Source organism: Rhodoferax ferrireducens (assembly GCF_049302455.1).
Classification (GTDB): Bacteria; Pseudomonadota; Gammaproteobacteria; order Burkholderiales; family Burkholderiaceae_C; genus Rhodoferax; species Rhodoferax ferrireducens_B.
The window spans coordinates 103,874-127,913 of sequence record NZ_JBAQMD010000073.1; the positions used below are offsets into that span (position 1 = coordinate 103,874).

Genomic DNA, 24,040 nt, shown 5'->3' on the forward strand with positions numbered 1-24,040 from the left:
TAAAATTAGACCAATGCGAGTTATTTCAAAGGCAGCATTGGTAGGGTTTTGGTGCAAGCACCCCACAGCCAAACAAGCCCTTCAAACCTGGGTTGAAGATGCCATTCACGCGCAATGGAAGACCCCGCAGGAGATCAAGATTCGGTATGCAAGCGCCAGTTTTGTTGGCAGCAATCGAGTGGTATTCAATATCAAGGGCAATGACTACCGCTTGGTTGTGGCCGTAGCCTACCGCTTTGCAGCCCTTTACATCAAATTTATTGGCACACATGCCGAATATGACGCCATTGATGCAAGCACCGTGGAGAATCAATCATGAAAAAGAATGCTTACCCAATTCATCCCATCCGCACTGAGGCCGATTACCAGGCAGCGCTGCAATTGGTTGCGCCCTATTTTGATCATGAGCCTGAGCTTGACAGCGATCCCGGCGCCCACTTTGAGGCCTTACTCACCCTGATTGAGGCCTATGAGGCCAAACACTACCCCATTGCGCCACCCGATCCGCTGCAGGCAATCAAGTTCCGCATGGAGCAGCAGGGGCTCAAGCCCAAAGACCTGGAGCCCATGATTGGCCGGCGCAACCGGGTGTATGAAGTACTCAGCGGCAAACGCAAACTCACCATGGCGATGGTGTGGAAGTTACACACGGGCCTAGGCATTCCAGCTGAAAGCTTGATCCGTCAACCGGGCTAAAGGCCATCAAGGCAATTTGCGTGAACGAAGGACAGCCCGTCATCCACTTGCAGCTATTAAAATTTTCCCGCAGCCTTGATGGCGACCGCCATCATGTCCAGCGGCAGCACAAGCGTTAAAGGCGCATCCAGCAAAGCAAGCGCACCGTAACTTGCGTACCAGGCGGCCACAGGGTCGTTTTTGGCATCGATCACCAGCGCGGTGCCGCCCACCTCTTCGGCAGCGCGCAGGCAACGACGCCCCGCCGCCAAAAGCAGCTGACCACCGAGGCCCTGGCCATGAAAATCCATGCGAACAGCCAGTCTGCCCAAGCGGAACGCGCCAATTTCATAGCGGCCCAGGCCGCGGCGCAATAGCGTGGGTGTGCGCGAATAGTCGACCGAGGCCGGACTCAGGCTGTAATAACCGTAGATTTTTTTCCCGTCGTGGTCATCAATTGCCAAAAAGGTCTTGGCAGCACCGCGCTCATGACTTTGGCGGGCGTAGTCGCGTAAAAACGTATTGAGTTCTTCTTGTCCGCAATCGAATTCTTGCCGATCATGCTTTTTGGCGACGGGCTCTTCATGCCAGGCTGGCAGACTCATTGCTGAGCAGGCATGGCGCGTGCAGCGGCCATGAGGCGGGCGTTTGGCGCCGGAGGATGCTCAAGCAACTCCAAAACTCGCAGACTGTCACGTTCGGAAAGTGCCACGCGCTCTGACTGGTCAATCACGGCATCCACAGCACGCAACACGTTGCGCAAAATAAATTCCGTCAAATCGGTTCTCTCCAACGCGCAAGCACGGACCAGCCTCGCTTTGTCCGCAGGTTGAATCCGAAGAGCAACCCGACTGTTGCTCTCAATGGACGCTCTTGGCATGATGAAATCCTTATTTTGTACACATTGAAAGTGTACACTTTGAAGCATATTTGTCAACATGCCGCGTGGTCAAAGGGTTTGGTGCGTACGGCAGGCGCCCATCGACTGACTGCCACGGGGACGCAATAAAACAAAAACCCTGCCGGGTTGCCCAGGCGGGGTTTTTGGATTCAATCTTTAACTGACTTGCGTCAGCGTCAGATTAAAACGAGTGGCGCACGCCGATATTGAACAATTTACTGTCATTGCCTGCGGGGGTAGCGAGCTTCCCAGCCTTGTAAGAAGCTGCACTGTCGTTGCTCACCTGAGCGTAGCTGGTGTACAGCGCGGTGCGCTTGGACAGCTTGTGAATGTAACCAATTGCAAATTGCTCAGCATCCGCATCGGCTTTCAGGTCATCCGTTTTTTTGATATAAGAAACCATAACAGTGCCAGCCTTGCCAACGGGCGCGCTCAGACCGATGTGAGCGTCATTTTGGTCTCTTTTGTTCCCGAGAATGCCAGACTCGGTCTCTTCAACGGCATAAGCCGCGAACAGCTTGACCATGCCAAAATCATAATTGCCGCCCAGCAATGTCATTTTGGTGGCCGTATCATAAGGGGTGGTATCCGTACCGTTATGGATATTTTGATGCGTCAGCACGACATCAAAGGGACCGGCCTTGTAGCCGACAAACATGGCTGCAGTGCGCCCAGCAGACTCCTCGTCTTGAATATCATTGTTGCCTGCAACTTCACCCAGGCCATACTGGAGTTCGCCGTAGAAGCCACTGGCCGCGTAGTTGTAGGACACCATGTTGTTGGTGCGGCTGCCGTTGTAGCTGAACAAATGTGACGAGTCACCAGCCAGTGCGTCACCAAACGAATCCCAGGTGGATGCGGTGGCATAGACCGGGTTCATTTGACGACCAAACTTGACGGTACCATAGCCGCTAGACACGCCAACAAAAGATTGACGGTTAAAGAAACTTGTTGAATCTGCCTGTGCACCTGTGTCGGGGTTAAAACCGGCTTCGAGCGTGAAAATCGCTTTCAGGCCACCGCCCAGATCTTCAGAGCCTTTCAGGCCCCAACGACTGCCATTCAGATTGCCAGTATCCATACGGGTAACGCTATCCGTACCGTTGTCTTCAAATGCGATGCCAGCGTCAACAATACCGTACAGCGTGACGGAAGACTGAGCCATAGCGGCGCCGGAAGCAGCGAGAACTGCCAAGGCGATGAGGGATTTTTTCATTCAAATACTCCAAAGTTAATATTGGTGAAACACTGGTTGTGCTTCGCATCACTTCTTGAGTAGAAGTTGAGTTCCATTTGACCAGAGCGCGCTGACCAGCGCAAAGATTTTGGCGGCAAGCGGCTAAATATAACTGGTTTATGTGGGTCAAATACAACGTTTTACGGCTAATAACCAAGGCCCGCATCCATTTAAGGGGCAGTCATTATCGACTGCACCGCTGCCATATCACCCGGCATGCGGGAGGACTTGCAACCTGCGGAAGCGCATGCTGGGCGGGCGCACACATGAAAAAACCCCGCCCAGTTTCCCGAGCGGGGTTTTCACGATTTAGCCGTCAGCTGACTTGCGTCAGCGTCAGATTAGAAGGTGTGGTTCACACCAACAGCGTAGAGATCAGATTTGAGGTTGACGTTAGCGCTAGTTGCATCAAACTTGGTATCTGTCACTACACCGTAGATCGTAGTGCGCTTGGACAGGCTGTAGGTCAAAGCGGCGCTGAAACCTTTGGTTTTTCCGATATCGGTTCCGTCAGCTTTCAACTTTGACTCTGCGTAACCGGCGCCCAACTTCAGGCTCGCAGCCAAGGGCACTTCAACACCCAGGTTGAACTCATCGGCTTCGTATTTGCCAGCCACGTCATCAAAAGTCTGTTCAACTTTGTTATAACCACCAATCAACTTGGCGACGCGGAAGTCGTATGAACCGTTAATCAAGGCGTACTTGGTTTTACCTTTGAAGGTTGTACCCAGAGTGGGAGCCAAGGCCGATACAACATCGGCAGGAAGGATACCAGGGAGAGCGCTGAACACGCTATTCACGCCGCCAGACTGTTTTTGCTCTTGATACGCAACACCAACCGACACAGGGCCATTGGCATATAGACCACCGATGGCAGCAATGCTGCTTGCGCCCACGGTCGCTGTCTTGTCTTCACCCAGCGAGTAGCTCAAAGCACCGCTGAAACCACTGAACGTGGGTGATTGGTACTTGATGGAATTGTTCAAGCGATCTTGATAGCCAACCCAGGTATTGAAAGAAGCGGCAACGTTCACGTTGAACGTGTCGTTGTTGGTTGAACGAACGTCGTCATAAGGCGACCAGGTCTTACCCAGTTGAACTTCACCGAAACCACCAGAGATGCCAACCCAAGATTGACGGTTGAATGCAACGCCAGAAACTTGTTGCGCACCCGTATCAATGTTGATGCCTTGTTCCAATTGGAAGTTGGCTTTCAGGCCACCGCCCAAATCTTCAGAGCCTTTGAAACCGAAACGGCTTGTACTTACACCGTTGCTGTCCAACCTGGTTGTCGTCAAAGAACTGTTGACGCCGTTAACATTTGATTCCACTTTGGAAGAACCAAGCCAAACATCAGCAACACCATAAAGCGTGACGCTGGATTGGGCGAACGAGGCGCCGGAGGCGGCGAGCACGGCGAGTGCAATTAAACTTTTCTTCATAATAGATAATTCCAAAAAAATTAAACAATCAAACCGCTTTTGACGGCTGGTTTTGAAGTGGCGAATGAAACATTCACGGACTGGATTTCACCACGGAGACACAATTGAAGCGCACTTAACTTGCGTTTTAGGCCCGCCAAACGGCATTCTTTACCTATTGTGTTGCGCCAATTCCACATACACCCGGCGTGTGGCGCTTCAACGAGCCGCTTCACGCCACCGGCCCACCAATTGCCAACGCCACGCGAACTTGACAAGCAGCGCAGCAAGCGCACCGAATCAGGGAAAACCCCTGTGACAAAAAAGTCTAAAACGGTGCATCTGTCGCCCGTGCGTCTTGTTGGCACAAGCGGATTCTCAGAAAATCCAAGGCTGGATTAACTCTTAAACCACCAAGGAAAACCATGTCAAACCTTGTTACCAGCCGTAACCAAATTCTCCCAATCGCTGCACGCTCCATCGCTGCCGCTGCTGCCTTGTGCTGCGCCGGTTTGGCCAGCGCGCAAACTGCCCCAAGCGTTACGCTGTACGGCATGGTTGACGTGGGCATCACGTCGGTCAGCGGCTTGAAGGGAGGCACCGCGACCCAACTTGCCAGCGGCATCATGGAAGGCTCGCGCTGGGGTCTGAAGGGCAATGAAGATTTGGGTGGGGGCTATAGGACCATTTTCACGCTGGAAAATCGGTTTGAGGCGGATACGGGGGCGTTAGGTAGTCGACCAATTTCTGGTCTGCAACTGTCAGATCGTTACTCACAGGCAACCCTGCTGGGATTGCCCGCGACCCTGCAACCCGTCATAACAGGTCTTGCAGGCCAGTTGGCCACGGCCAGCTGGGGGGTCAATATTGGCAACAACCTTTTCGATCGCCAGGCCTATGTGGGTCTCGTGACACCGTTCGGTGGTTTCCTGGCCGGTCGTCAGTACACACCCGCCTTTGAAACCAACGCCACCTATGACATCATGGAGACGCAGTCAGCCTTGTCCGCGGGACAAGTTGCGGCCTTCCCTGCGGTGCTTGAAATTCGCAAGTCGAACGCACTGCAATACAGGTTTGTTAAAGATGGCATGTCTGGTTCATTCATGTATGCACTGGGCGAAGTAGCGGGTGATGCTGCCAAGGGGCGCATGCTGGGTTTGAACGCCAATTACAAAACGGGGGCCTTCTCGGTCGGTTTTGGTTACAACACGGCCAATAACGAAAACGGTGATAAATCGCTCACGACCTCGGTGTTGGGAGCATCAATGAATTTTGGCAGCGACAAGCTCAGTGGGATGCTCATCAAGATAACGGACGACAACCCAAGCAACATGACCGGAATCGGTCAGGCGCTGAGTGCCAATCCAGCGACCGCAGCCTATGCCGCACTGATCCAAGGCGCCTACACCACCGCCTTCAAGCAAGACGGCACACTGGTGCATATTGGCTACCGCCATGTGACCGGCCCGCACACCATGTCTGTGGCCTACAGCAGCTTCAACGACAAAACCGCGTCCAATGCAGACGTAGCGTCATACGGTGTGGCTTACACCTACGCCTTGTCCAAACGCACTGACTTGAACGGGGTACTGGTGCGTATTGACAACAAGGATCGAGGCCAAGTGGCCCCAGGCGGTAATGGCTACGTTGGTGGTGTCACGGCTTCAGCCGGGACCAGCTCCACGGGCATCGCATTTGGCCTTCGCCACCGCTTCTAAGCAGGCACTTGCCGCACCCCTGAAAAGCCCCGCGAGGGGCTTTTCCCATTTGGCGTTGCAGACCTACTCATCGGCAGCGTCTGCGGCTGCCAAGCTTAAAACGAACCACGCGCCTGTGCACCGATCCAGTTGCGACCATCCGCCAAGAGATATTGAATCTTGCGGGCGATTCAGCGCGGATCTGGCTGTTTGGCTCGCGGATGCATGACGAGGCACGCGGTAGTGACGTCGATCTGCCGATCGATGTGGATGGGGTCGGCGGCGCCGCGGTACTTGTCAGCGTAGCCCCGGTCTTTGATCTGTTGCAGGGCGCGGGTCTCGCACGCACCTTCGACAATCAAGGTTCCCAAGGCAAAGTCTAAAATACCGCTTATGCGTATTTCACCCGAACAAGCTGTGATGATCCGCCAGGAGGTGTTGAATCTTGCGGGCAATTCAGCGCGGGTCTGGCTGTTTGGTTCGCGTGTGCGTGATGACGCACGCGGTGGCGACGTCGATCTGCTGGTCGAGATGAATGAGGCGGTAGCAGAACCCGCACTGCTGAGCGCCCGGCTTGGCGCGCGCGTTTCAAGAAACATGCACGGTCGCAAAGTCGATGTGTTGATTGAGGCGCCCAACCTGTTGCGTTTGCCGATCCATGCCGTGGCCCATGCAGAAGGGGTCAGGTTGTGAGGCTGGTTGCGGCACTGGCGGCGCGCCTGGAATTTTTGTCGCGAGTGACGGAAAAAGAGTGCCAGCACCTGCTTGACACCGATCACCGCTTGTTTGGTCACCTCTTTACGCTTGAAGATGCCCAAAAAATCGAGACCGACCCGATCCTGGCTGAGCGGCTGGATGCGTTTGTGAGTCGCTTTGGCCGACTGCAAGACACCGTTGGCGACAAACTGCTACCGGCACTGCTGAGCGCCTTGGCAGAAACACCCGGCCCGGCCATCGACAACCTGGACAAGGCCGAAAAGTTTGGATTGATTGAGTCCACCGAGGCTTGGATGGAGATGCGCCGGCTCAGAAATCAGATGGTGCATGAGTACATTGAAGACTTGACCGTTCTGTGCAGCGCCTTGCGCAGCGGTCATGCGTTTGTACCCAGCCTGGTCGCCGCAGCGCGCCGCTGCGTGGCTGAAAGTCAACGTGTGGGTGCCGTTGTGCGTGCGGACAAATAGCTGCCACATTTATATCAAATCGGCCTGTAGCCCCCGTCGAATATGCGTAAGCAGCTATCTATTTGTGATCGTTTCGACCTCAAAGCCGAGCACGCCTCGGTTGGCTTTGCTGAACCGGGCGCCGATCAGGTGCATCGGTTCGCCCCCGCCGTCCATCACGTCAGCCAACTCACCGCCAGCGAGAACGTCACAAAAGCCGCCGCTGTTGACACCAGAATGATGCGTGCAATGCGGCCGTTGTCGGCGCCAAAGCGCTCGGCCAGCAAGGAGACGTTGCTGGCGCTGGGCAGCGCGGCCACCAGCACCAGCACGGTGAGGGCAAAGCGGTCCAGCGGCAGGCCCAACTGGATCGCGCTGCTGCCCACCAGCAGCACCAGCAGCGGGTGCAAAAACAGTTTGAGCGCAGCCACCGGCAGGTAGTCCCCCAACGGGATGGGCGGGTGCTTGTGCCGGGCAGCCAGCATCTGCGAGCGCGCCAACACGGCGCCGATGGTGAACAAAGCGACCGGCGAGGCGGCATCGGCCAGCAGGCCGACCGTTTGCGCTACCGGCTTGGGCAACTCCAGTTGCAGGGCCGAGGCCAGCGCACCGAGCAAGATAGCCCAGGGCAAAGGGTTGCCGGCCACGCCTTTGAGGGCGCTTTTGAACGCCTTGCTGGCGCCGTGCACGTCCGTCCCGTCCAGCCTTGAGAACGCAATGCACAGCGAGGTGGTCACCAGCATGTCGATCACCATGGTCGCAATCACCGGGCCGGCCGCCTGCGCGCCCAGCAAGGCCACCAGCAACGGCACACCCATGAAACCCGAGTTGGGGAACGCCGCCACCAGCGCACCGAAGGCGGCGTCGTTCCAGCCAATGCGACGGTTCAAGCTGATGGCCACCGTGAACGCCACCATCACCAACGCGCAGACCGAATAAGTCAGAAAAACACCGACGTCGAGCAACTGCGGCAGCGGCGTATTGGCGCCAAAGCGGTACAACATGCACGGCAGCGCAAAAAACAGCACGAAGCTGTTCAGGCCGGTGACCGCCTCCAACGGCAACAGGAGCCGCCGAGCCGCCGCGTAGCCGCACAACACCAGCGCGAAGAAGGGAAAAGTAATAGAGAAAATTTGCAGCACGCGGGTATTGTGTCAGCAGAGGTCGCCAAGCTTCGCTGCCGTCCCGGCGCCTTTGGAGGCCACGGCGGACCCGGTCCGGCATCCATGGCGTGGTGGCACGTCTGTATGATGCGCGGCTTTGCAGCACCGATCGTTCATCGGTTTCATGAATGTCATCTTCCCCCTCCTCCGCATCTGCCGGCCTCAATCTGGCGCAACAGGAAGCCGTCAACTTCATGCACGGGCCGTGTCTGGTGCTGGCCGGCGCCGGCTCCGGCAAGACGCGGGTGATCACGCACAAGATTGGTCGGCTGATCCAGGCCGGCTTGGCGCCCAACCGCATCTTTGCCATCACCTTCACCAACAAGGCCGCGAGCGAGATGCGGGAGAGGGCCAAGGAGCTGATTGGCAAGGCGGCGCGCGAGGTGGTGATTTGCACCTTTCACGCACTGGGCGTGCGCCTGCTGCGTCTGGACGGCGCGGCGCTGGGCCTGAAACCCAATTTTTCGATTCTGGACAGCGACGACGTCACCAGCATCCTGAAAGATGCGGGCGGCACGGTCGATGCGGCCACGGCGCGCAGCTGGCAATGGACCATCAGCCTGTGGAAAAACCAGGGGCTCAACGCCCAACAGGCCGCGGCGCTGGCCAAGGATGACAACGAGCGCATCATCGCCCGCGTCATGGCGCACTACGAGGAGCGGCTGACCGCCTACCAGAGTGTTGACTTTGACGACCTGATCAGCCTGCCGCTTAAATTGCTACAAAATCATGAGCAAGTCAGGCAGAGGTGGCAGGGGCTTGCAGGCCATATTCTTGTGGACGAGTACCAGGACACGAATGCCACGCAGTATGAATTATTGAAGCTGCTGGTGGGCGGTAACCCGGCAACGCAAGCACGGTTTACCGCCGTCGGCGACGATGACCAGTCGATCTACGGCTGGCGCGGCGCCACGCTGGACAACCTGAAGCGCCTGCCGGTCGATTTCCCGACGCTCAAAGTCATCAAGCTGGAGCAGAACTACCGCTCCACCAGTGCCATCCTGCGCGCCGCCAACAATGTGATCGGCCCCAATCCGAAGCTGTTCCCCAAGAATCTGTGGAGCGACCTGGGCGAAGGCGAACCGGTGCGGGTGGTCGACGCCGACAGCGAAGAGCACGAGGCCGAGCGCACCGTGGCGCGCATCCAGAGCCTGCGCGCCAGTGGCCTGCCGCACGGCGGGCCCCAGTTCAAGGAGTTGCGCGACTTTGCCGTGCTGTACCGCGCCAACCACCAGGCCAAGACCTTCGAGAAAGCGCTGCGCAAGGCGCATATCCCGTACAAGGTGTCGGGCGGCACCAGCTTTTTTGACCGCGCCGAAATCAAGGATTTGTGTGGCTGGTTCAGGCTCTGGATCAACAACAACGATGACCCGGCGTTCTTGCGCGCGGTGACGGTCCCCAAGCGCGGCATCGGCCACCAGACCCTCAGCGCTTTGGGCGTTTTTGCCGGGCAATACAAGATCAGCCTGTTCGAGGCCCTGTTTTCATCCTCATTGGGCAGCGTGCTGAGCAGCAAGGCGGTCGGCAGCTTGCATGAATTTGGCCGCTATGTGAATGACCTGGAGTTTCGCGCCCGGCGCACGCTGGGGGCCGAATCAGCCAAGGCCTTCTTGCTGGAGTGGCTCAAGGACATCGGCTATGAAAAGCATCTGTATGACGGCGAGGACAGCGAAAAATTGGCCGCGGCGCGCTGGACCAATGTGCTCGATTTTTGCGACTGGATGTCCGCGCGCTGCGGCGGGCAACTCGACGACGCAGCCGGGGTCTCCACCACCGTTGAGCCCAAGTCGCTGCTGGAGGTGGCGCAAACCGTGTCGTTGCTGTCGACTATTCAAGAGCGTGAGACCGAGCAGAACGTGGTGACGCTGTCGACCCTGCACGCCGCCAAGGGCCTGGAGTGGCCGCATGTGATGCTGGTGGGCGTGACCGAGGGCATGCTGCCGTTCAAGCTGAAGGACAGCGGCGAATCGGGTGCCGCCTCGGTCGGCGGGTCGCAGCAGCAGCATGAAGCAGCCAATGAGGCCACGGCCGTGCACCTGCAGGAAGAGCGCCGCCTGATGTATGTGGGCATCACGCGGGCCCAGCGCAGCCTGGCGGTGAGCTGGCCGCGCAAACGCAAGAAAGGCCGCGAGATGGTGGCCGCCCTGCCCAGCCGCTTCATTGCCGAGATGGCGCTGGACCAGGCCACCACCAAGGAAGACCCGCGCGCCAAGCTGCGCGCGCTGCGCGCGGAGTTTGCGCAAAAGGCGCAGGAGGCGCAGGCCATACAAGTGCTGGCGCGTCCGCTCTAAGGTCGCGGCCAGTTTGAAATCTGAAACAATGACCCATGTTGTCCCTCCGAGCAAGCCAACCATGAACCCGTTGTGTACTACTATTTTAATAGCTACTTGCGCAGTAACGACGGGGGCTAGAGCCCAGAATGATATAGATGTTTCGGCAGTGCCCACGGCCTGGCAAGCGTGCGCGAATCTGACCGGGGACAGCGAAGCGCGGCTGATCTGCTTTGACCGCTGGGCAGCGCAGCAGGCCGGCGCCGCGGCAAGCCGTTCGCCGTCGCCAGGCGCATCGGCGCTGGCGCAGACGCCGGCCACACCCGCTCCAGCACCCGTTGCTCCCGCGCCGGTGACTATCACCATGGAAGCGCCGGCCGCCCACAACTGCAAGAACAAGCTGTTTTCCGAACTGTCGCGGTTTTGGGAACTGGAAGCCGGCAGCGACTGCGGCACGTTTGGCATTCGCGGTTTTCACCCCATCAGCCTGTCGTGGATCGGTTCTGACAGCGTCAACACCCAACCCAGCTCGCCCGTGCCCGAGCACACGGCGGCCGAGGCTTTGGGCTATGACAAAAACGAGGTCCGCATCCAGCTCTCGGTGCGCACCAAGATGGCCCAGGGCCTGCTGACCGGGCAGCAGGAGCTCAAGCGCGACTCGCTCTGGTTTGGCTACAGCCAGCAGTCCAACTGGCAAATCTTCAGCAGCGATCTGTCGCGCCCGTTTCGCACCACCGACCATGAGCCGGAACTTACCTACATCTACCCGACGGATTTTCAATTGCCGCTGGGCTGGCGCCTGCGCTACAGCGGCTGGAGCCTGGTGCACCAGTCCAACGGCCAGCCCCTGCCGCTGTCGCGCAGCTGGAACCGCAATGTGCTGATGGCCGGCATGGAGAAAGGCAGCCAGTTCCTGGTCAATGCCAAGCTATGGAAGCGCGTGAATGAAAACCAGGCCAATGACGACAACCCCGACATCAGCAACAAAATTGGCCGCGCCGAAGTGGCGGCTTTTTGGACCCCCAACCAGGACAACACCCTGGGCGTGACCCTGCGCCACTCGCTGCGCGCCGAAGCCAACGGCTCGGTGCGGCTGGAATGGCTCAGGCAACTCACCAGCAGTGGCCTGCCCGGCGGCCAGGACGCCTTGCGTTTTCACACCCAATTGTTCAGCGGCTATGGTGATTCGCTGGTTGACTACAACCGCCGGCGCACCGTGCTGAGCATCGGTTTGAGTCTGGTGGACTGGTAGCCGCGCGCGCAGCCGTTGCGCGCCGAGCATTGCGCGCCGCGGGCTTGGCCCCAGGCTTGAAAGCTGCTACATTACGAAAAATTGTAAAAATCTACAAATATCGTAATGTACGGGTTCAGCCTTGCGGCGGCCCACCGAGCGCATGAAGGTCAATCCGAAAAATCTCATCCTCGATCTCATGCTGGCGACCGGCGACAAGCCGATGGCCGCCCGCGATGCGATCCTGGCGGGCTCCCTTTTCCATATCAGCGAAAACAGCCTGCGGGTCACCTTGGCGCGCCTGTCGGCGGCGGGTCTGATCGAGACAACGGAGCGCGGCGCTTACCGTCTTGGGCCTGCGGCCACCGATTTGGCCGGCGAGGTGGCCACCTGGCGCACGATGGAATCCCGGCTGCGGGCATGGCAGGGCAGCTATATCGTCGTCCACTGCGGCGCGTTGGGTCGCAGCGACCGCGCCGCCCCGCAGCGGCGTGAACGCGCCCTGCAGATGATGGGCTTGCGGCTGTTGGAGCGTGGTCTGTATATTCGTCCCGACAACATCGAGGCGGATCTTGACGAGGTGCGCCAACGTCTCTTCAAACTTGGACTGGACCGCAATGCGGCTGTTTTTCGGGCCAGTGGCCTCGACCCGGCGCGTGAGGCCGTCGTGCACCAGCTGTGGAACGGTCAGGCGCTGACTCGAACCTACCGGCAGCTGCGCGTCGATCTGGAGGCGTGGCTGGCCCGCGCGGACCAGCTCCCGCTGGATGCAGCGGCGCGCGAATCGTTCCTTCTGGGCGGCAAAGCCATTCATCAATTGGTCTTTGATCCGCTGTTGCCGGAGCCGTTTGTCGACACCCGCGAGCGCCACGCTTTCATCCAGGCCGTGCACCATTTTGACGAAACCGGTCGTGCCATCTGGAACCGCTTTTTTGCATCCGTCGCCGACACCCCACCCGCTCTTCATCTCACCCCTCAACCCGCCGAACTGGAGACGCTCAATGAATAACCGTATGAACCCCGCACCCAACTCGCTCTACCTGGCCGACACCCATGAGCTGAGCAACTTGTCCACCGAGCTGTGCGACTACAACATGTACACCGAAGACGCAGCCTTGCGCGAGGCGGTGCAACGCGAGGGCGGGCAGTGGGCCGACGCTGAAGTCAGCGAGTTTGGCCAGATGACAGGCTCGGCCGATTATCTTGAGCTGGGGAACCTGGCCAATAAGTTCCAGCCCGAGTTTGATACGCATGACCGCTTTGGCAATCGCATCGATCTGGTGAAATTTCACCCAAGCTATCACCAGTTGATGAAAACTTCCATCGAGCACGGGCTGCACGCCTCACCCTGGACCGCGCCGCGCGCGGGCGCGCACGTCGCCCGCGCTGCCAAGAGTTTTCTGCATGGCCAGGTGGAGGCGGGTCACGGCTGCCCGATCACCATGACCTTCGCCGCCGTGCCCGCGCTGCGCCTGCAGAGCGACCTGGCCAGCGTGTGGGAGCCCAAGGTCACGGCCCGCGTGTATGACCCGCGCAACGTCCCGGTGGAACACAAAAAAGGCGTGACCATCGGCATGGCGATGACCGAGAAGCAGGGCGGCTCGGATGTGCGCACCAACAGCACGCGCGCCTACCCGGTGGGCACGGGTGGGCCGGGCCAGGCTTACGAACTGGTGGGGCACAAGTATTTTGTGTCGGCCCCCATGTGCGATGCGTTCCTGGTGCTGGCGCAAGCGCCCGGCGGCCTGTCGTGCTTCCTGCTGCCGCGCTGGCGCCCGGACGGCAGCAAAAACCCGATGCAGGTGCTGCGGCTGAAGAAAAAAATGGGCAATGCGTCCAACGCATCGTCCGAGACCGAGCTGCGCGGCGCGCTGGCATGGATGGTCGGCGAAGAGGGGCGCGGCGTGCGCAACATCATCGAGATGGTCAGCATGACCCGCTTTGACTGCATGATCGGCTCCAGCGCGGGCATGCGCATGGCGGCGTCGCAGGCGCTGCACCATTGTTCCGTGCGCTCGGCGTTCGGGCAGGTACTGAACCAGCAGCCGCTGATGCAAAACGTGCTGGCCGACCTGGCGCTGGAGAGCGAAGCCGCCACCACGTTGACGATGCGCATGGCGCGCGCCATGGACAACCGAGCCGATGAACAGGAAGACCTGCTGGTGCGCCTGGTCACGGCAGTGGGCAAATACTGGATTTGCAAGCGCACGCCCAACCATGCCTACGAAGCCATGGAGTGCATTGGTGGCAGCGGCGTGATGGAAGACAGCATGATGCCGCGCCTGTACCGGGAGGCGCCCGTGAACACCATCTGGGAGGGCAGCGGCAATGTCCAATGCCTGGACGTGCTGCGCGCGCTGTCAAAAACACCCACCGTGGCGGATGCTTTTTTTGCAGAAGTCAACCAGGCGCGCGGCGCCCAGGCCTTGCTGGACCGGCATATTGCCGCGCTGGCGACCGATCTCAAAGACTTGGCCGATTTTGAGTACCGCGCGCGTGATGTGGTCGACCGCATGGCGCTGGCTTTGCAGGCCTCCCTGCTGGTGCGCCACGCCCCGGCATTCGTGAGTGATGCGTTCTGCGAGTCACGCCTGGGGCAGGCCGGTCAGCACAACTACGGCACGCTGCCGCGCGGTGTTGATGCCGGCGCCATCATCGCGCGCGCGACACCCAGGATCGCACGGGCCTGAAGCGCCCGCCACTGGAATGCGCCCAGTCAAAGCCGTCAACGCATAATCGAACGTTCGCGAATCACCTCCCCCTGTGGGGATGTGCCGCATTAATTCTCAGAAGGCCAGCGTGAAAAAAACGTTTAAATTAGACATTGAAGGCAAAAACCGTGACCGGGTGCTGGAAGCCACCAAACACGAGATCCGCAAGTACGTCAAACGCCAACGGCGGGTGCCGCTGCCCGAGGGCGTGGACTATTGGGATTTTGACTGCAGATTTGGCAGCAATGAAGCCAGCGCCACGGTGGTCCATTTCGCCACCATCACGAGTTTGATTGATGCGCTGGCCAAGGACGGTGGCGCTGAGTTTTACCTGGAACTATTGGCCAAACCCGGCCATCGCGCGGCCCGCGCGGCCGGTGCTGAGCCGTCTGATCAGGCCGACCGCGACTGACCCAAGCATGCCGGGCCCGCCGCCCGATCCCAAGTGCGGGGATAATCGCCTGTTTTTAAAACTATCTGGAGTATTTCATGGCCAAAGAATTCCGTACTGAAGCTGAGCGCAAAGCCAGTCCCCGTCCTGTCGCCCCCAAAGGCGTGTGCTACACCGCCGGTCACGGCCAAATGCGCAGCCTGGAACGCGGCGTGGCCACCAACAACAAGAAAAACCCCGGCAAGCGCTGCAAAAAAGGCGGTTAATCGCCCTTCACAAACCGGCGCCGTCATCGCACGTTGCGCCAGTGCTTGCCGCCTGAGCGCCAGGGTTTAAATCCACCCCAGCAAGGCCGCCAGCCCCAGCCCCAAGAAGATCAAGGCAGACACGATGTGCACCGCGCGCAGCGGCAGCAGTCGTGTCATGCGTTCACCCAGCCAGACCACCGGCGCATTGGCCAGCATCATGCCCAGCGTGGTACCGGCTATGACTGAAAAATAAGCGTGGTATTGCGCCGCCAGCATGACGGTGGCAACTTGGGTTTTATCCCCCATCTCCGCCAGGAAAAAGGCGATGACGGTGGTGCCGAAGACACCAAACCGGGGCGCCGCGCCCGTTTCGTTGTCATCCATCTTGTCGGGAATCAACATCCAGACCGCCATGGCGATGAACGAGCCGCCCAGCACCCAGCGCAGCACATCCGGTCCCAGCACGGTGGTCACCCAGGCCCCCACAGCCCCTGCCAGGGCGTGGTTGGCTATTGTTGCGACAAAAATGCCCAGCACAATCGGCCAAGGCCGGCGAAAGCGCACCGCCAGCAGGAGTGCGAGTAATTGGGTTTTGTCACCCATTTCGGCCAAGGCCACGATACCGGTTGAAACGAGAAAAGCTTCCATCCCTTAATGTTAGCCTTGATGAGCGGCGCGCCCGGGCGCTTGCCTGAATGGGTGGGAACAAATCAAAGCAAAGCAAAGGCTTACATCAGACCGATGCGGTCAAATCAACGCCCAAGTAAGGCAATTACCACGCCGCGCTGATCGCGGCCAACTGCTTTCCGCTGGCACTGACCTATTTCTTCCCGCCAGGGCCTGCGCCCATACCGCCGCCCATTCCCCCACCCGCGCCAGCCCCCATGCCAGCGCCAGCCCCCATGCCAGCACCGGGGCCAGGGCCAGGGCCAGGGCCAGGGCCAGGGCCAGCACCGGGACCAGGGCCCATCGCCGGACGCGAGGTTGGTGGGGTTTCAGGCAGCGTGACGCCCTTGGCCTTGGCCCGTTCCTGCATTTGTTTGTGATGCTCCAGCCGGTAGGTCTCGCGTTCTTGCTCCGTCTTGAGGCTGCGCATTTTGGTCCGGTATTGGTTGCGCTCTTGCAGCGTCATCAACTGACTGCCGTAGATCGGGTCTTGCAGCCGCACCTGGTCCCGGGTCCGGTCTTGCGTTTGGTCCCGTGTCTGGTCCTGCGCCATGGCGCTGGCGCTCATCCCAGCGGCCAACAGTGAAACTGCACCGGCCAGTGCCAATCGGGTCACACTGGTTTTTCGTGTCTTCATGCTTCGCTCCTAGTGTAAAAAATGGTGGGGCGTGCTCACCCCCTCTCAAAAAAACGTCCGCTGACACATCAATCCAACTGATTCTGGTAGCGGACGTCCCAGCCTTTGTTGAGGCTTCTCAATGCTCCGGGTAAGTGAAAGTATCAGGCGTTACCCAACGCTTCAGAGTTGAATCCGCCCGACGGGCCCGCGCGGCGACGCCTTGACAAGGCCAGCGCACCCAGCGCCAGCACCATCAATGCGCCAATCGACGGCTCCGGCACCACCTGTGTCAGATACACGCCGGCCCAGCCATTCTCTGCGTCTGCCATGCTGGCACTGACCGCCAGCCAGCCATTGCGAAAGCCGTCGCGTTCGATCGACAGCGCCACAATGGGCAGGTCCGTCGCCATTGAGTCCAACACCTCACCGAACATCGCCGAGGTCAACAGCGCATACGGCTCCAGCAGGTCGCTCAGATCGAGATACAGTCCAAAAATGCCGGTAACGGGCTCAGTCGCCTTGAAGACCACTTTCGCCCCGTCGCCCGCGATGAAAGCCGTCGAACGCCAGCGTGCGCCCTCCTCATCTTCAGACTCCTCACCGCCACCCTGGCCAGCGTTGCCCGAGAAGTTCCAGAACAGGAAGTCCTCGTAGTCAGAGCCGGTCTGCGAAACCAGCTGCAGATTGCCGGTGACCGTGTCTTTGAGGAAGATGCCCTGGTGCAGTGGCACCTCACGGGTGGTCTGACCTGTGGGATTGCCGTTGGCGTCCGGGTCGCTCTGGCCCATGCAGGCGGCCAATACCGACGCGTTACCGTCAGCCGCACATCTCAGCGTCACCTGGCGCGTCTCGGTTCCCCACGCGCCCCAGAACGACACATAGCGGCCGTCGAAGGACAGGCCTTCGCCCAGTCGGTTCAGTGTCGTGCCAGTTGCGTTGGTGACGCCAGAGACGGTTTCCCCGATGCTGACCAAGGTGGTGAGACCGGGCTGGCCGACTTTGGCCCGGTAGATGCCGCCCGCGGTCGGGGCGTCTTCATTGTCCAGCCCGGTGAACACGACTTGGCCCTTGGCCGCGCTCGGTGGTGCGGTCGAGCCGAACGTCGTACCAGCAGGAACATAGGGACTGGCGGGCATCTCCATCCCTCGCCACGCGATGGCGACGGCGCCCGCCGTTCCGCCAGCGCTGACAATGTCGCGGTAGAACACACCGGTCTTGCCCACCGTCTCTTCGGTGTAGTTGCCCTTGAAGGCGATGTACTTGCCGTCGAATGCGGCTGGCGCACCGGGGAACTGGTCAAAGCGCAGGCCATCGCTGCTCACCGCGGGCTGCGGAATCTGGAACTGCGGGAACGCGGGCACTGCGCCCAGCAGGCTCGCGCCGGTGGTGAGCGTGCCGCCGGGCGTGGCGTAGATGCCGGAGGTGCCGACTCGGGTGTCAGCTCCGGTCGAATCGGTGTACTCCCAGACCGGCTGCGACTGGCCACGGGTGGCGACCAGGTTGGAGCCGCTGTCGATGCGCGCGAACGACGGGAACTCGTTGAACGTCGCGGCGAGATTGTTCGGCTGGGGCACGAGCGAACCCTGGGTGGCGATGGCTTGAACCGGTGCCAGGGTCTTCATGTCACGCTGGAACACACCGGAAACCCGCTGTCCACCGACGCCACCCTGGCCGCCTTCGCCGCCCTGGGTGCGGCCGCGAAACACGACCATCGCCTCGTCGTTGACCGACGGGGGGCTATAGCTGTTGAACGTCTTGGTCGAGTCCGGATTGGTCAAATCCGGTGCCACAAAACTGTTGTTGACGACGGTCGTCCAGTTCAACACTGGCGCTGCAGCCACGCCAGGTGCCCAAAAAATACAGCCGAGAGCTGCCGATAACACGCCTAACGAAAAAATTCTATTTGTTACCAAATGTCTCGTTGTGTTTGATTTCTCCGGCCTGTTTTTAATTTCGGATGCATCAACAGCCGCAATGGCGTCAATCCCCCGCAAGTCGGTTTTCAGCCCCGCATATTTATTCATCATGTTTTCCCAATTGAAGGCCCTAGCGCCGTCAGGCCAACAGGTTGTGGTTCAGGCGCAAGATCAATTTAGAGAGAAGCGCGGTTATTTCTGTTGACAATTCGTATCACTCAGTTACCAATTTGAAATATTTCGTAACACGTTGACAATCATCAAAGGGGACGGGCGAGGTTTTTTCTGGCCAATGGGTGCCGTCTCAAGACAAGGCGAACCCGCAGGGAATGGAGCCGGTTTGATTCTTCTGTGCACAGCAATGGGTTTGCTGTCTTCATCCTGGCTCGGTTTTTGCTTTAAATTGGTGCATTTGGCGTTTTCACACAGTAAACGCACCAATTAAATTCATTTCATATCAAAAGGTTTTCATGGAAGCACTCAAACAGGGCGCCGACACCTTGTTCATCTTGCTCGGCGCCGTCATGGTGCTGGCCATGCATGCGGGTTTTGCATTTCTGGAGCTCGGCACAGTCCGCCGCAAGAATCAGGTCAATGCGCTGGTCAAGATTCTGGTGGACTTTTCGGTCTCGACCATCGCGTATTTTCTGGTGGGTTATGGCGTGGCCTATGGCACCCATTTTTTTGTCGGCGCCGAGCAGTTGGCCGCCAAGAACGGTTTCGAGCTGGTCAGGTTCTTTTTCTTGCTGACGTTTGCCGCCGCCATTCCGGCCATTATTTCGGGTGGCATTGCCGAGCGCGCCCGCTTTTGGCCGCAACTGATCGCCACGGCGGTCATCGTCGGCTTTGTCTACCCGTTCTTTGAGGGCATTGCCTGGAACCAGCATTTTGGCGTGCAGGGCTGGATCAAAAGCCTGACCGGCGCCGAGTTTCATGACTTTGCCGGCAGCGTGGTGGTGCACGCGGTGGGCGGCTGGGTTGCGCTGCCCGCCGTGATCCTGTTGGGCGCGCGCGCCAACCGCTACCGCAAGGACGGCGGCATCTCGGCCCATCCGCCGTCAAGCATTCCATTTCTGGCGCTGGGTGCCTGGGTGCTGACGGTCGGCTGGTTTGGCTTTAACGTGATGAGCGCGCAAACCCTGGACAAAATCTCGGGTCTGGTGGCGGTCAACTCGCTGATGGCGATGGTGGGCGGCACGCTGGCGGCGCTGGTGGCGGGCAAAAATGACCCCGGCTTTGTGCACAACGGACCCCTGGCAGGGCTGGTCGCCGTGTGTGCTGGCTCCGATCTGATGCACCCATTAGGCGCACTGGTGGTGGGTGTGGTGGCCGGAGCGCTGTTTGTGCGCATGTTCACCCTGACGCAAAACAGATGGAAGATTGACGACGTGCTGGGCGTGTGGCCATTACACGGCCTGTGCGGCACCTGGGGCGGCATTGCCGCCGGTATTTTTGGCAGCCAAGCGCTGGGCGGCCTGGGGGGCGTGAATCTGGGTGCCCAACTGATGGGCACCGCCATGGGTGTGGCTTGGGCCGTGGCGGGTGGTCTGCTGGTTTATGGCGGGCTCAAAACCGTCATGGGCTTGCGCCTGAGTCAAGAAGAAGAATACAACGGCGCCGACCTGTCCATTCACATGATCAGCGCCACGGCCGAGCGCGAAGCCAACTGGTGAAGCCCTTCAGGGCAGAACAGGATCAGCGCGTCATTGCTACTGTTTAAATAGCGTGTTGTGCATATACAGCGGGGGCTAGAGGCCTATTTCTTATATATTCCCCAGCCTACCCTCGGGCCCGTCACAGCGTCCGGACCGGCGCCGTCTATTGCGGTGCGCTGAGCCGCTTGACCCCGGCCACAAAGCGCGACAGCGTTTCCGACAGCACGCCACGCGGGATCACAATGTCAATCAACTGAAAGCGCCCGCGGGTTGCAATCGCCTTGTCCAGCGCGGCCTTGAGCTCGGCGCGGGTGTTGACCCGCACCCCATCACCCCCCATGCCGGCTGCCATTTCGGCAAAACCCCAGTGGTCGAGGTCATTGAAGCCAGACTCGGGCTGGAAGGTGCGCAGCATTTCCCAACTGGCGTTGTTGAACAGCAGCACGATCGGGTCCCAGCCGTAGCGTCGGCAATTGCCCAGCTCCCAACCGGTCATCTGAAACGCGCCGTCACCGACCAGGATCAGCGGGCGCTCACCGGTCGCGGCCTGCAGACCCAGGCCGGCGGGTACACCAAAACCCATGGTGGCGTAGTAGCCGGGCGCGATCAGGGCGGTGTGTTCAATGTCCAGCGCGGTAAACAGGCAGTCACCCATGTCGGAGGCAATCGGCAGTTTGCCGTGCCTGGCCATCAGGTCATTGACGGCGGTGGCAATGTCAGTGGGTGTGATGGACCCGGCGTCCGCCACAAAGCCGTGCGGATAGCTCTGGTGTTTGACCGAAAATTTCTTGCCGGTGGCCTGCACCCGCTCAAGCAGGTGGTCCACCAGCGCCGCCAGCGGTATATGCGAATAGGTGTGGTAACCCATCGTGACCTGGCCAGCCAAGGCGCGTATGGTCTTGCGCATGTCAATTTTCTTTTCCGACACGGCAAAATTGGTGTCCGACACGATGACACCGAGCAGAAACAAACCATCGGAGTTCTCCACCAGTTGCGTCACCTCGGGCAAGCCCGCCACGCCGAGGTAGGTGCCGACCAGGGGTGCCTCGGTTTGCGCCAGCAAGCCGATGCCCATGAAACTGGTGACCACCGGCAGCGCCAGTCGACTTGACAATTCGGCGACTTTGGCCTCCAGCCCGAAACGCCGCACTTCGACGCCGGCCATCAGGACAGGCGCGCTGGCCGCGCCCAAGCGCTGCAAAATTTCTGTCACGCACGCGTCCAGCGCATCCGGGGCAACCGCCAAAGGGGGCTGCGCCGTCACCGGCAAGCAGGGTTCGGCCACCATGTCGCGCGGAATCTCGATGTACACCGGTTGCGAATGGCGCAGGCAATTGGCCAGCGCCCGGGCGATGTCGGCCGGCGCGCGCTCGGCATCATCCAGCCGAACCTGGTCGCAGGTAATTTCCTTGTAAATCTGGAACTGCGAATCCAATGTCTTGGCTTGGTGGTGCAACAAGAGTCCGGATTGAGATTCACCCTTGCCTGGACCACCCGACAGCACTACCAGCGGTGATTTCTCGGCGTAGGCCGACGCCACCGCATTGACCATGTTGAAGGCGCCGGCGCCATAGGTCACAGCCGCCACACCCAGGCCACCGCTGATACGGCCACAGGCGTCAGCGGCAAAACCCACGCCCGGCTCGTGCGACAAGGTGTACAGCGGCAGGATGGCGGACTTCTCAATAATGCGAAAGTACGGCAGCGCAAAGTCGCCGGGGATGCCAAAGATTTGCCGTGCGCCGTGCGCCTTGAGGGCGTACAACAGGGATTCGGTGAGGTTCATGGGACGGGTCTTGTTCAGTACAGGAAGACGGTGATTATTTCACCGGAACGGACATCCTGGCACAACTACCGCCTGGCCCGCTCATACAAAGGCGTCACTTTGGGCAGGTTGCGTTCAATATCGCTGATGCGGGTGCTGCCCGAGGGGTGGGTAGACAGCCACTGCGGCGGCGCACCCCGATTGGCGGCGGCCATTTTTTGCCACAGCGTGACACCGGCGCGCGGGTCAAAGCCGGCACGAGCCGCCAACTCCATGCCCACCAGGTCAGCGTCAGATTCGTCGCTGCGGCTGAACTGCAGCGTCAGTAACTGCGCGCCGTAGTTGGTCACGGTTTGACCCAGATCACCCAAGCCAAGCACCTGTCCCAACAGGCTGGCGCCGATGCCGGTGGCGGCATTTTTGCCCAGGCGAGCGCGGGCGTGCTCCCGCAGGGCATGGGCCATCTCGTGCCCCATGACGGTGGCGATTTCAGCATCAGTGAGTTTGAGTTGTTCCAGGATGCCGCTGTAGAAAGCAATTTTTCCGCCCGGCATACAAAATGCGTTGATCTGCTTGCTGCCGATCAGGTTGACTTCCCAGCGCCAGTTGCCGGCCCGCGGATTCCAACCGCTGGCAAATGGAATGATCTTGTTGGCAATGGCGCGCAGACGCCGCACCTGAGGATGGTCTTTGCTGCCCAGCGCGTGCTGCGTCGCCGCCTGTTGCAACAACCGGGCGTATTGCTGGCCGGCTGAGCGCTCCACCGTTTCGGCCGGCACCAGACTGCTGAAGACCGAGTTGCCGCCGACATCGACGCCCTCACCTGCCAGCGCGATCGGTAATGTGGCGCCCGGCAGAACCAGCGTCAGGGCCATGCCTTGCAGCGCCAGGCGGCGCGATAGACACAATGGGCAGTGGTATGGGGTATTCATAAGTGGGTTCAGGGCACGACAGGGCTCCGCGTATTATTCCCGCATGACATCAAGTGCCTCCAACACCCCCCAAATCAAGCCCGCCTGGATCGACACTTTCAAAGTTTATCTGGAGCCACCCACGCTACGCATGCTGCTACTGGGGTTTTCGGCCGGCCTGCCCTTGCTGCTGGTGCTGGGCACCTTGAGTTTTTGGTTGCGCGAGGCCGGCCTTGACCGCACCACCATTGGTTATTTGAGCTGGGTCGGCCTGGCCTACGCTTTCAAGTGGGTGTGGGCGCCGCTGGTGGACCGGATGCCCATTCCGCTGCTGACACGCTGGATGGGCCGCAGGCGCAGTTGGCTCTTGCTGGCCCAACTTGCCGTGATGGCCGGTTTGGTGGCCATGTCATTCAACGACCCGCGGGTTGCGCTGCAGCCCGTGGTGTGGGGTGCCCTGGCGGTGGCCTTTGGCTCGGCGACGCAAGATATTGCACTGGATGCCTTTCGCATCGAATCGGCCAATATCAATCGCCAGGCGGCGCTGGCAGCGGCTTACCAGACCGGCTACCGTCTGGCCATGATTTGGGCCGGGGCTGGGGTGTTGTGGGTGGCGGCGCGAGCCGAAGTGGCCGGTGTGGCCGGCTATCAGCATGGTGCCTGGCAAACCGCTTACCTGGTGATGGCGGCCAGCATGTTGCTGGGTGTGTTGACGGTGCTGCTGTCGCCCGAACCGCTGCGCCGGGCCATGCCATCGGCCAAAAATGCGCGCGAATGGCTGCGCGGCGCCTTGATTGAACCGTTTGCCGACTTTTTGCATCGCTACGGCAAGCAGGCGCTGCTGATCCTGGCTCTGATTGCCGTCTACCGCATCAGCGACGTGGTCATGGGCATCATGGCCAATCCGTTTTATGTGGACATGGGCTACACCAAGGACGAGGTGGCGGCAGTGACCAAGATTTTTGGCGTCATCATGACGCTGGTCGGCGCTTTTGTGGGCGGCGTGCTGTCGATGCGGCTCGGTGTGATGCGGGTGCTGATGCTGGGCGCAGTGTTGGGTGCCGCCACCAATTTGCTGTTTGCGGCTTTGAGTACACGGGGCCATGATGTCACGGCACTGATTTTTGTGATCTCGGCTGACAACCTGGCCAGCGGAATAGCCTCGGCGGCCTTCATTGCCTACCTGTCCAGTCTGACAAATATCAACTACTCGGCCACCCAGTACGCGTTGTTCAGTTCTATGATGCTACTCGCCCCCAAATTTCTGGCTGGCTATTCGGGCCGGTATGTGGATGCGTTTGGTTACCAGCATTTCTTCATTGGAACGTCCCTGCTGGGCCTGCCCGTGTTGTTGCTGGTCTGGCTGGCATCCCGGGCCCGACAGGCGTAAATTGGCAACC

Annotated in this window: 24 protein-coding genes; 13 read left to right on the forward strand and 11 right to left on the reverse strand. The window is 59.8% G+C overall.

The features are described from left to right. Positions 1-13: 13 nt before the first annotated feature. Complete coding sequence (locus WA157_RS13300) at positions 14-319, forward strand: type II toxin-antitoxin system HigB family toxin (protein WP_422621412.1); 306 nt, start codon at positions 14-16, stop codon at positions 317-319. Continuing rightward, positions 316-696: a helix-turn-helix domain-containing protein gene (locus WA157_RS13305; RefSeq protein ID WP_422621413.1), complete on the forward strand. Its 381-nt coding sequence runs from the start codon at positions 316-318 to the stop codon at positions 694-696. Before WA157_RS13300 ends, WA157_RS13305 begins: the two co-directional genes overlap by 4 nt. Positions 697-752: 56 nt before the next feature. Here WA157_RS13305 and WA157_RS13310 read toward each other — a convergent pair whose 3' ends face one another. The 4 genes from WA157_RS13310 to WA157_RS13325 all read right to left on the reverse strand — a co-directional run bounded on the left by WA157_RS13310 (position 753) and on the right by WA157_RS13325 (position 4,255). Beyond that, positions 753-1,280 (reverse strand): GNAT family N-acetyltransferase, encoded by a 528-nt coding sequence (locus WA157_RS13310; protein WP_422621414.1) that lies wholly within the window; start codon positions 1,278-1,280, stop codon positions 753-755. Beyond that, complete coding sequence (locus WA157_RS13315; protein WP_422621415.1) at positions 1,277-1,615, reverse strand: DUF1778 domain-containing protein; 339 nt, start codon at positions 1,613-1,615, stop codon at positions 1,277-1,279. Before WA157_RS13315 ends, WA157_RS13310 begins: the two co-directional genes overlap by 4 nt. A 142-nt stretch (positions 1,616-1,757) precedes the next feature. Continuing rightward, a complete protein-coding gene (locus WA157_RS13320; RefSeq protein WP_422621416.1) occupies positions 1,758-2,792 on the reverse strand; it encodes a porin in 1,035 nt (344 codons plus the stop codon). Positions 2,793-3,154: 362 nt separating this feature from the next. After that, positions 3,155-4,255, reverse strand: a complete 1,101-nt coding sequence (locus WA157_RS13325) for a porin (RefSeq protein WP_422621417.1) — start codon at positions 4,253-4,255, stop codon at positions 3,155-3,157. A 404-nt stretch (positions 4,256-4,659) separates the two neighbouring features. Here WA157_RS13325 and WA157_RS13330 point away from each other — a divergent pair, with 404 nt between their 5' ends. Beyond that, positions 4,660-5,952 carry a porin gene (locus WA157_RS13330; RefSeq protein ID WP_422621418.1) on the forward strand — a complete coding sequence of 431 codons (1,293 nt, stop codon included), beginning with the start codon at positions 4,660-4,662 and terminating at the stop codon, positions 5,950-5,952. 170 nt (positions 5,953-6,122) lie between these two features. Here WA157_RS13330 and WA157_RS13335 read toward each other — a convergent pair whose 3' ends face one another. Beyond that, complete coding sequence (locus WA157_RS13335; protein ID WP_422621419.1) at positions 6,123-6,302, reverse strand: hypothetical protein; 180 nt, start codon at positions 6,300-6,302, stop codon at positions 6,123-6,125. A gap of 22 nt (positions 6,303-6,324) precedes the next feature. Between WA157_RS13335 and WA157_RS13340 the strand changes: the two genes are divergently transcribed. Together WA157_RS13340 and WA157_RS13345 are read left to right on the forward strand one after the other, a co-directional pair. Beyond that, on the forward strand, positions 6,325-6,624 hold the full coding sequence (locus tag WA157_RS13340) for a nucleotidyltransferase domain-containing protein (protein WP_422621420.1): 300 nt from the start codon (positions 6,325-6,327) through the stop codon (positions 6,622-6,624). Next, on the forward strand, positions 6,621-7,115 hold the full coding sequence (locus WA157_RS13345) for a hypothetical protein (RefSeq protein WP_422621421.1): 495 nt from the start codon (positions 6,621-6,623) through the stop codon (positions 7,113-7,115). Before WA157_RS13340 ends, WA157_RS13345 begins: the two co-directional genes overlap by 4 nt. 155 nt (positions 7,116-7,270) lie before the next feature. Here the strand turns inward: WA157_RS13345 and WA157_RS13350 are convergent, their stop codons facing one another. Beyond that, positions 7,271-8,236, reverse strand: a complete 966-nt coding sequence (locus WA157_RS13350; protein ID WP_422621422.1) for an AEC family transporter — start codon at positions 8,234-8,236, stop codon at positions 7,271-7,273. A 149-nt stretch (positions 8,237-8,385) separates the two neighbouring features. Between WA157_RS13350 and WA157_RS13355 the strand changes: the two genes are divergently transcribed. The 6 genes from WA157_RS13355 to WA157_RS13380 all read left to right on the forward strand — a co-directional run bounded on the left by WA157_RS13355 (position 8,386) and on the right by WA157_RS13380 (position 15,126). Beyond that, entirely contained in the window at positions 8,386-10,548 is a 2,163-nt protein-coding gene (locus WA157_RS13355; RefSeq protein WP_422621423.1) for an ATP-dependent helicase, read from the forward strand. Positions 10,549-10,609: 61 nt separating this feature from the next. Continuing rightward, positions 10,610-11,779, forward strand: a complete 1,170-nt coding sequence (locus WA157_RS13360; RefSeq protein ID WP_422621424.1) for a phospholipase A — start codon at positions 10,610-10,612, stop codon at positions 11,777-11,779. Positions 11,780-11,921: 142 nt separating this feature from the next. Next, positions 11,922-12,767 carry a PaaX family transcriptional regulator C-terminal domain-containing protein gene (locus tag WA157_RS13365; RefSeq protein ID WP_422621425.1) on the forward strand — a complete coding sequence of 282 codons (846 nt, stop codon included), beginning with the start codon at positions 11,922-11,924 and terminating at the stop codon, positions 12,765-12,767. Continuing rightward, complete coding sequence (locus WA157_RS13370) at positions 12,760-14,448, forward strand: isovaleryl-CoA dehydrogenase (protein ID WP_422621426.1); 1,689 nt, start codon at positions 12,760-12,762, stop codon at positions 14,446-14,448. Before WA157_RS13365 ends, WA157_RS13370 begins: the two co-directional genes overlap by 8 nt. 109 nt (positions 14,449-14,557) lie before the next feature. Further along, positions 14,558-14,881: a DUF6172 family protein gene (locus tag WA157_RS13375; RefSeq protein ID WP_422621427.1), complete on the forward strand. Its 324-nt coding sequence runs from the start codon at positions 14,558-14,560 to the stop codon at positions 14,879-14,881. Positions 14,882-14,958: 77 nt separating this feature from the next. Continuing rightward, positions 14,959-15,126 (forward strand): hypothetical protein, encoded by a 168-nt coding sequence (locus tag WA157_RS13380; RefSeq protein ID WP_296483709.1) that lies wholly within the window; start codon positions 14,959-14,961, stop codon positions 15,124-15,126. A 66-nt stretch (positions 15,127-15,192) separates the two neighbouring features. Here the strand turns inward: WA157_RS13380 and WA157_RS13385 are convergent, their stop codons facing one another. From WA157_RS13385 to WA157_RS13395, 3 genes are all read right to left on the reverse strand, one after another. After that, positions 15,193-15,756, reverse strand: a complete 564-nt coding sequence (locus WA157_RS13385; protein WP_422621428.1) for a TMEM165/GDT1 family protein — start codon at positions 15,754-15,756, stop codon at positions 15,193-15,195. 172 nt (positions 15,757-15,928) lie between these two features. Next, positions 15,929-16,411: a hypothetical protein gene (locus tag WA157_RS13390; RefSeq protein WP_422621429.1), complete on the reverse strand. Its 483-nt coding sequence runs from the start codon at positions 16,409-16,411 to the stop codon at positions 15,929-15,931. 143 nt (positions 16,412-16,554) lie between these two features. After that, a complete protein-coding gene (locus WA157_RS13395) occupies positions 16,555-18,234 on the reverse strand; it encodes a PEP-CTERM sorting domain-containing protein (RefSeq protein WP_422621430.1) in 1,680 nt (559 codons plus the stop codon). Positions 18,235-18,779: 545 nt separating this feature from the next. On the opposite strand from WA157_RS13395, the gene WA157_RS13400 reads away from it, so the two are divergent. After that, positions 18,780-19,982 (forward strand): ammonium transporter, encoded by a 1,203-nt coding sequence (locus WA157_RS13400; RefSeq protein ID WP_422621431.1) that lies wholly within the window; start codon positions 18,780-18,782, stop codon positions 19,980-19,982. Between the two features lie 145 nt (positions 19,983-20,127). Here WA157_RS13400 and ipdC read toward each other — a convergent pair whose 3' ends face one another. Continuing rightward, positions 20,128-21,750, reverse strand: coding sequence for an indolepyruvate/phenylpyruvate decarboxylase (gene ipdC / locus WA157_RS13405; protein ID WP_422621432.1), 1,623 nt, complete (start codon positions 21,748-21,750; stop codon positions 20,128-20,130). Positions 21,751-21,815: 65 nt separating this feature from the next. Beyond that, on the reverse strand, positions 21,816-22,661 hold the full coding sequence (locus WA157_RS13410; protein ID WP_422621433.1) for a M48 family metallopeptidase: 846 nt from the start codon (positions 22,659-22,661) through the stop codon (positions 21,816-21,818). 43 nt (positions 22,662-22,704) lie between these two features. Here WA157_RS13410 and WA157_RS13415 point away from each other — a divergent pair, with 43 nt between their 5' ends. Beyond that, complete coding sequence (locus WA157_RS13415) at positions 22,705-24,030, forward strand: AmpG family muropeptide MFS transporter (protein ID WP_422621434.1); 1,326 nt, start codon at positions 22,705-22,707, stop codon at positions 24,028-24,030. Positions 24,031-24,040: the final 10 nt, after the last annotated feature.

Bases quoted from the DNA above. Each gene is read 5' to 3' on its own strand.
- WA157_RS13415 (WP_422621434.1), top strand. From the start codon at position 22,705: ATGACATCAAGTGCCTCCAACACCCCCCAAATCAAGCCCGCCTGGATC.
- WA157_RS13320 (WP_422621416.1), bottom strand. From the start codon at position 2,792: ATGAAAAAATCCCTCATCGCCTTGGCAGTTCTCGCTGCTTCCGGCGCC.
- WA157_RS13355 (WP_422621423.1), top strand. From the start codon at position 8,386: ATGTCATCTTCCCCCTCCTCCGCATCTGCCGGCCTCAATCTGGCGCAA.
- WA157_RS13365 (WP_422621425.1), top strand. From the start codon at position 11,922: ATGAAGGTCAATCCGAAAAATCTCATCCTCGATCTCATGCTGGCGACC.
- WA157_RS13400 (WP_422621431.1), top strand. From the start codon at position 18,780: ATGGAAGCACTCAAACAGGGCGCCGACACCTTGTTCATCTTGCTCGGC.
- WA157_RS13325 (WP_422621417.1), bottom strand. From the start codon at position 4,255: ATGAAGAAAAGTTTAATTGCACTCGCCGTGCTCGCCGCCTCCGGCGCC.
- WA157_RS13380 (WP_296483709.1), top strand. From the start codon at position 14,959: ATGGCCAAAGAATTCCGTACTGAAGCTGAGCGCAAAGCCAGTCCCCGT.
- WA157_RS13315 (WP_422621415.1), bottom strand. From the start codon at position 1,615: ATGTTGACAAATATGCTTCAAAGTGTACACTTTCAATGTGTACAAAAT.
- WA157_RS13385 (WP_422621428.1), bottom strand. From the start codon at position 15,756: ATGGAAGCTTTTCTCGTTTCAACCGGTATCGTGGCCTTGGCCGAAATG.
- WA157_RS13305 (WP_422621413.1), top strand. From the start codon at position 316: ATGAAAAAGAATGCTTACCCAATTCATCCCATCCGCACTGAGGCCGAT.
- WA157_RS13370 (WP_422621426.1), top strand. From the start codon at position 12,760: ATGAATAACCGTATGAACCCCGCACCCAACTCGCTCTACCTGGCCGAC.
- WA157_RS13340 (WP_422621420.1), top strand. From the start codon at position 6,325: ATGCGTATTTCACCCGAACAAGCTGTGATGATCCGCCAGGAGGTGTTG.
- WA157_RS13410 (WP_422621433.1), bottom strand. From the start codon at position 22,661: ATGAATACCCCATACCACTGCCCATTGTGTCTATCGCGCCGCCTGGCG.
- WA157_RS13330 (WP_422621418.1), top strand. From the start codon at position 4,660: ATGTCAAACCTTGTTACCAGCCGTAACCAAATTCTCCCAATCGCTGCA.
- ipdC (WP_422621432.1), bottom strand. From the start codon at position 21,750: ATGAACCTCACCGAATCCCTGTTGTACGCCCTCAAGGCGCACGGCGCA.
- WA157_RS13300 (WP_422621412.1), top strand. From the start codon at position 14: ATGCGAGTTATTTCAAAGGCAGCATTGGTAGGGTTTTGGTGCAAGCAC.
- WA157_RS13310 (WP_422621414.1), bottom strand. From the start codon at position 1,280: ATGAGTCTGCCAGCCTGGCATGAAGAGCCCGTCGCCAAAAAGCATGAT.
- WA157_RS13360 (WP_422621424.1), top strand. From the start codon at position 10,610: ATGAACCCGTTGTGTACTACTATTTTAATAGCTACTTGCGCAGTAACG.
- WA157_RS13390 (WP_422621429.1), bottom strand. From the start codon at position 16,411: ATGAAGACACGAAAAACCAGTGTGACCCGATTGGCACTGGCCGGTGCA.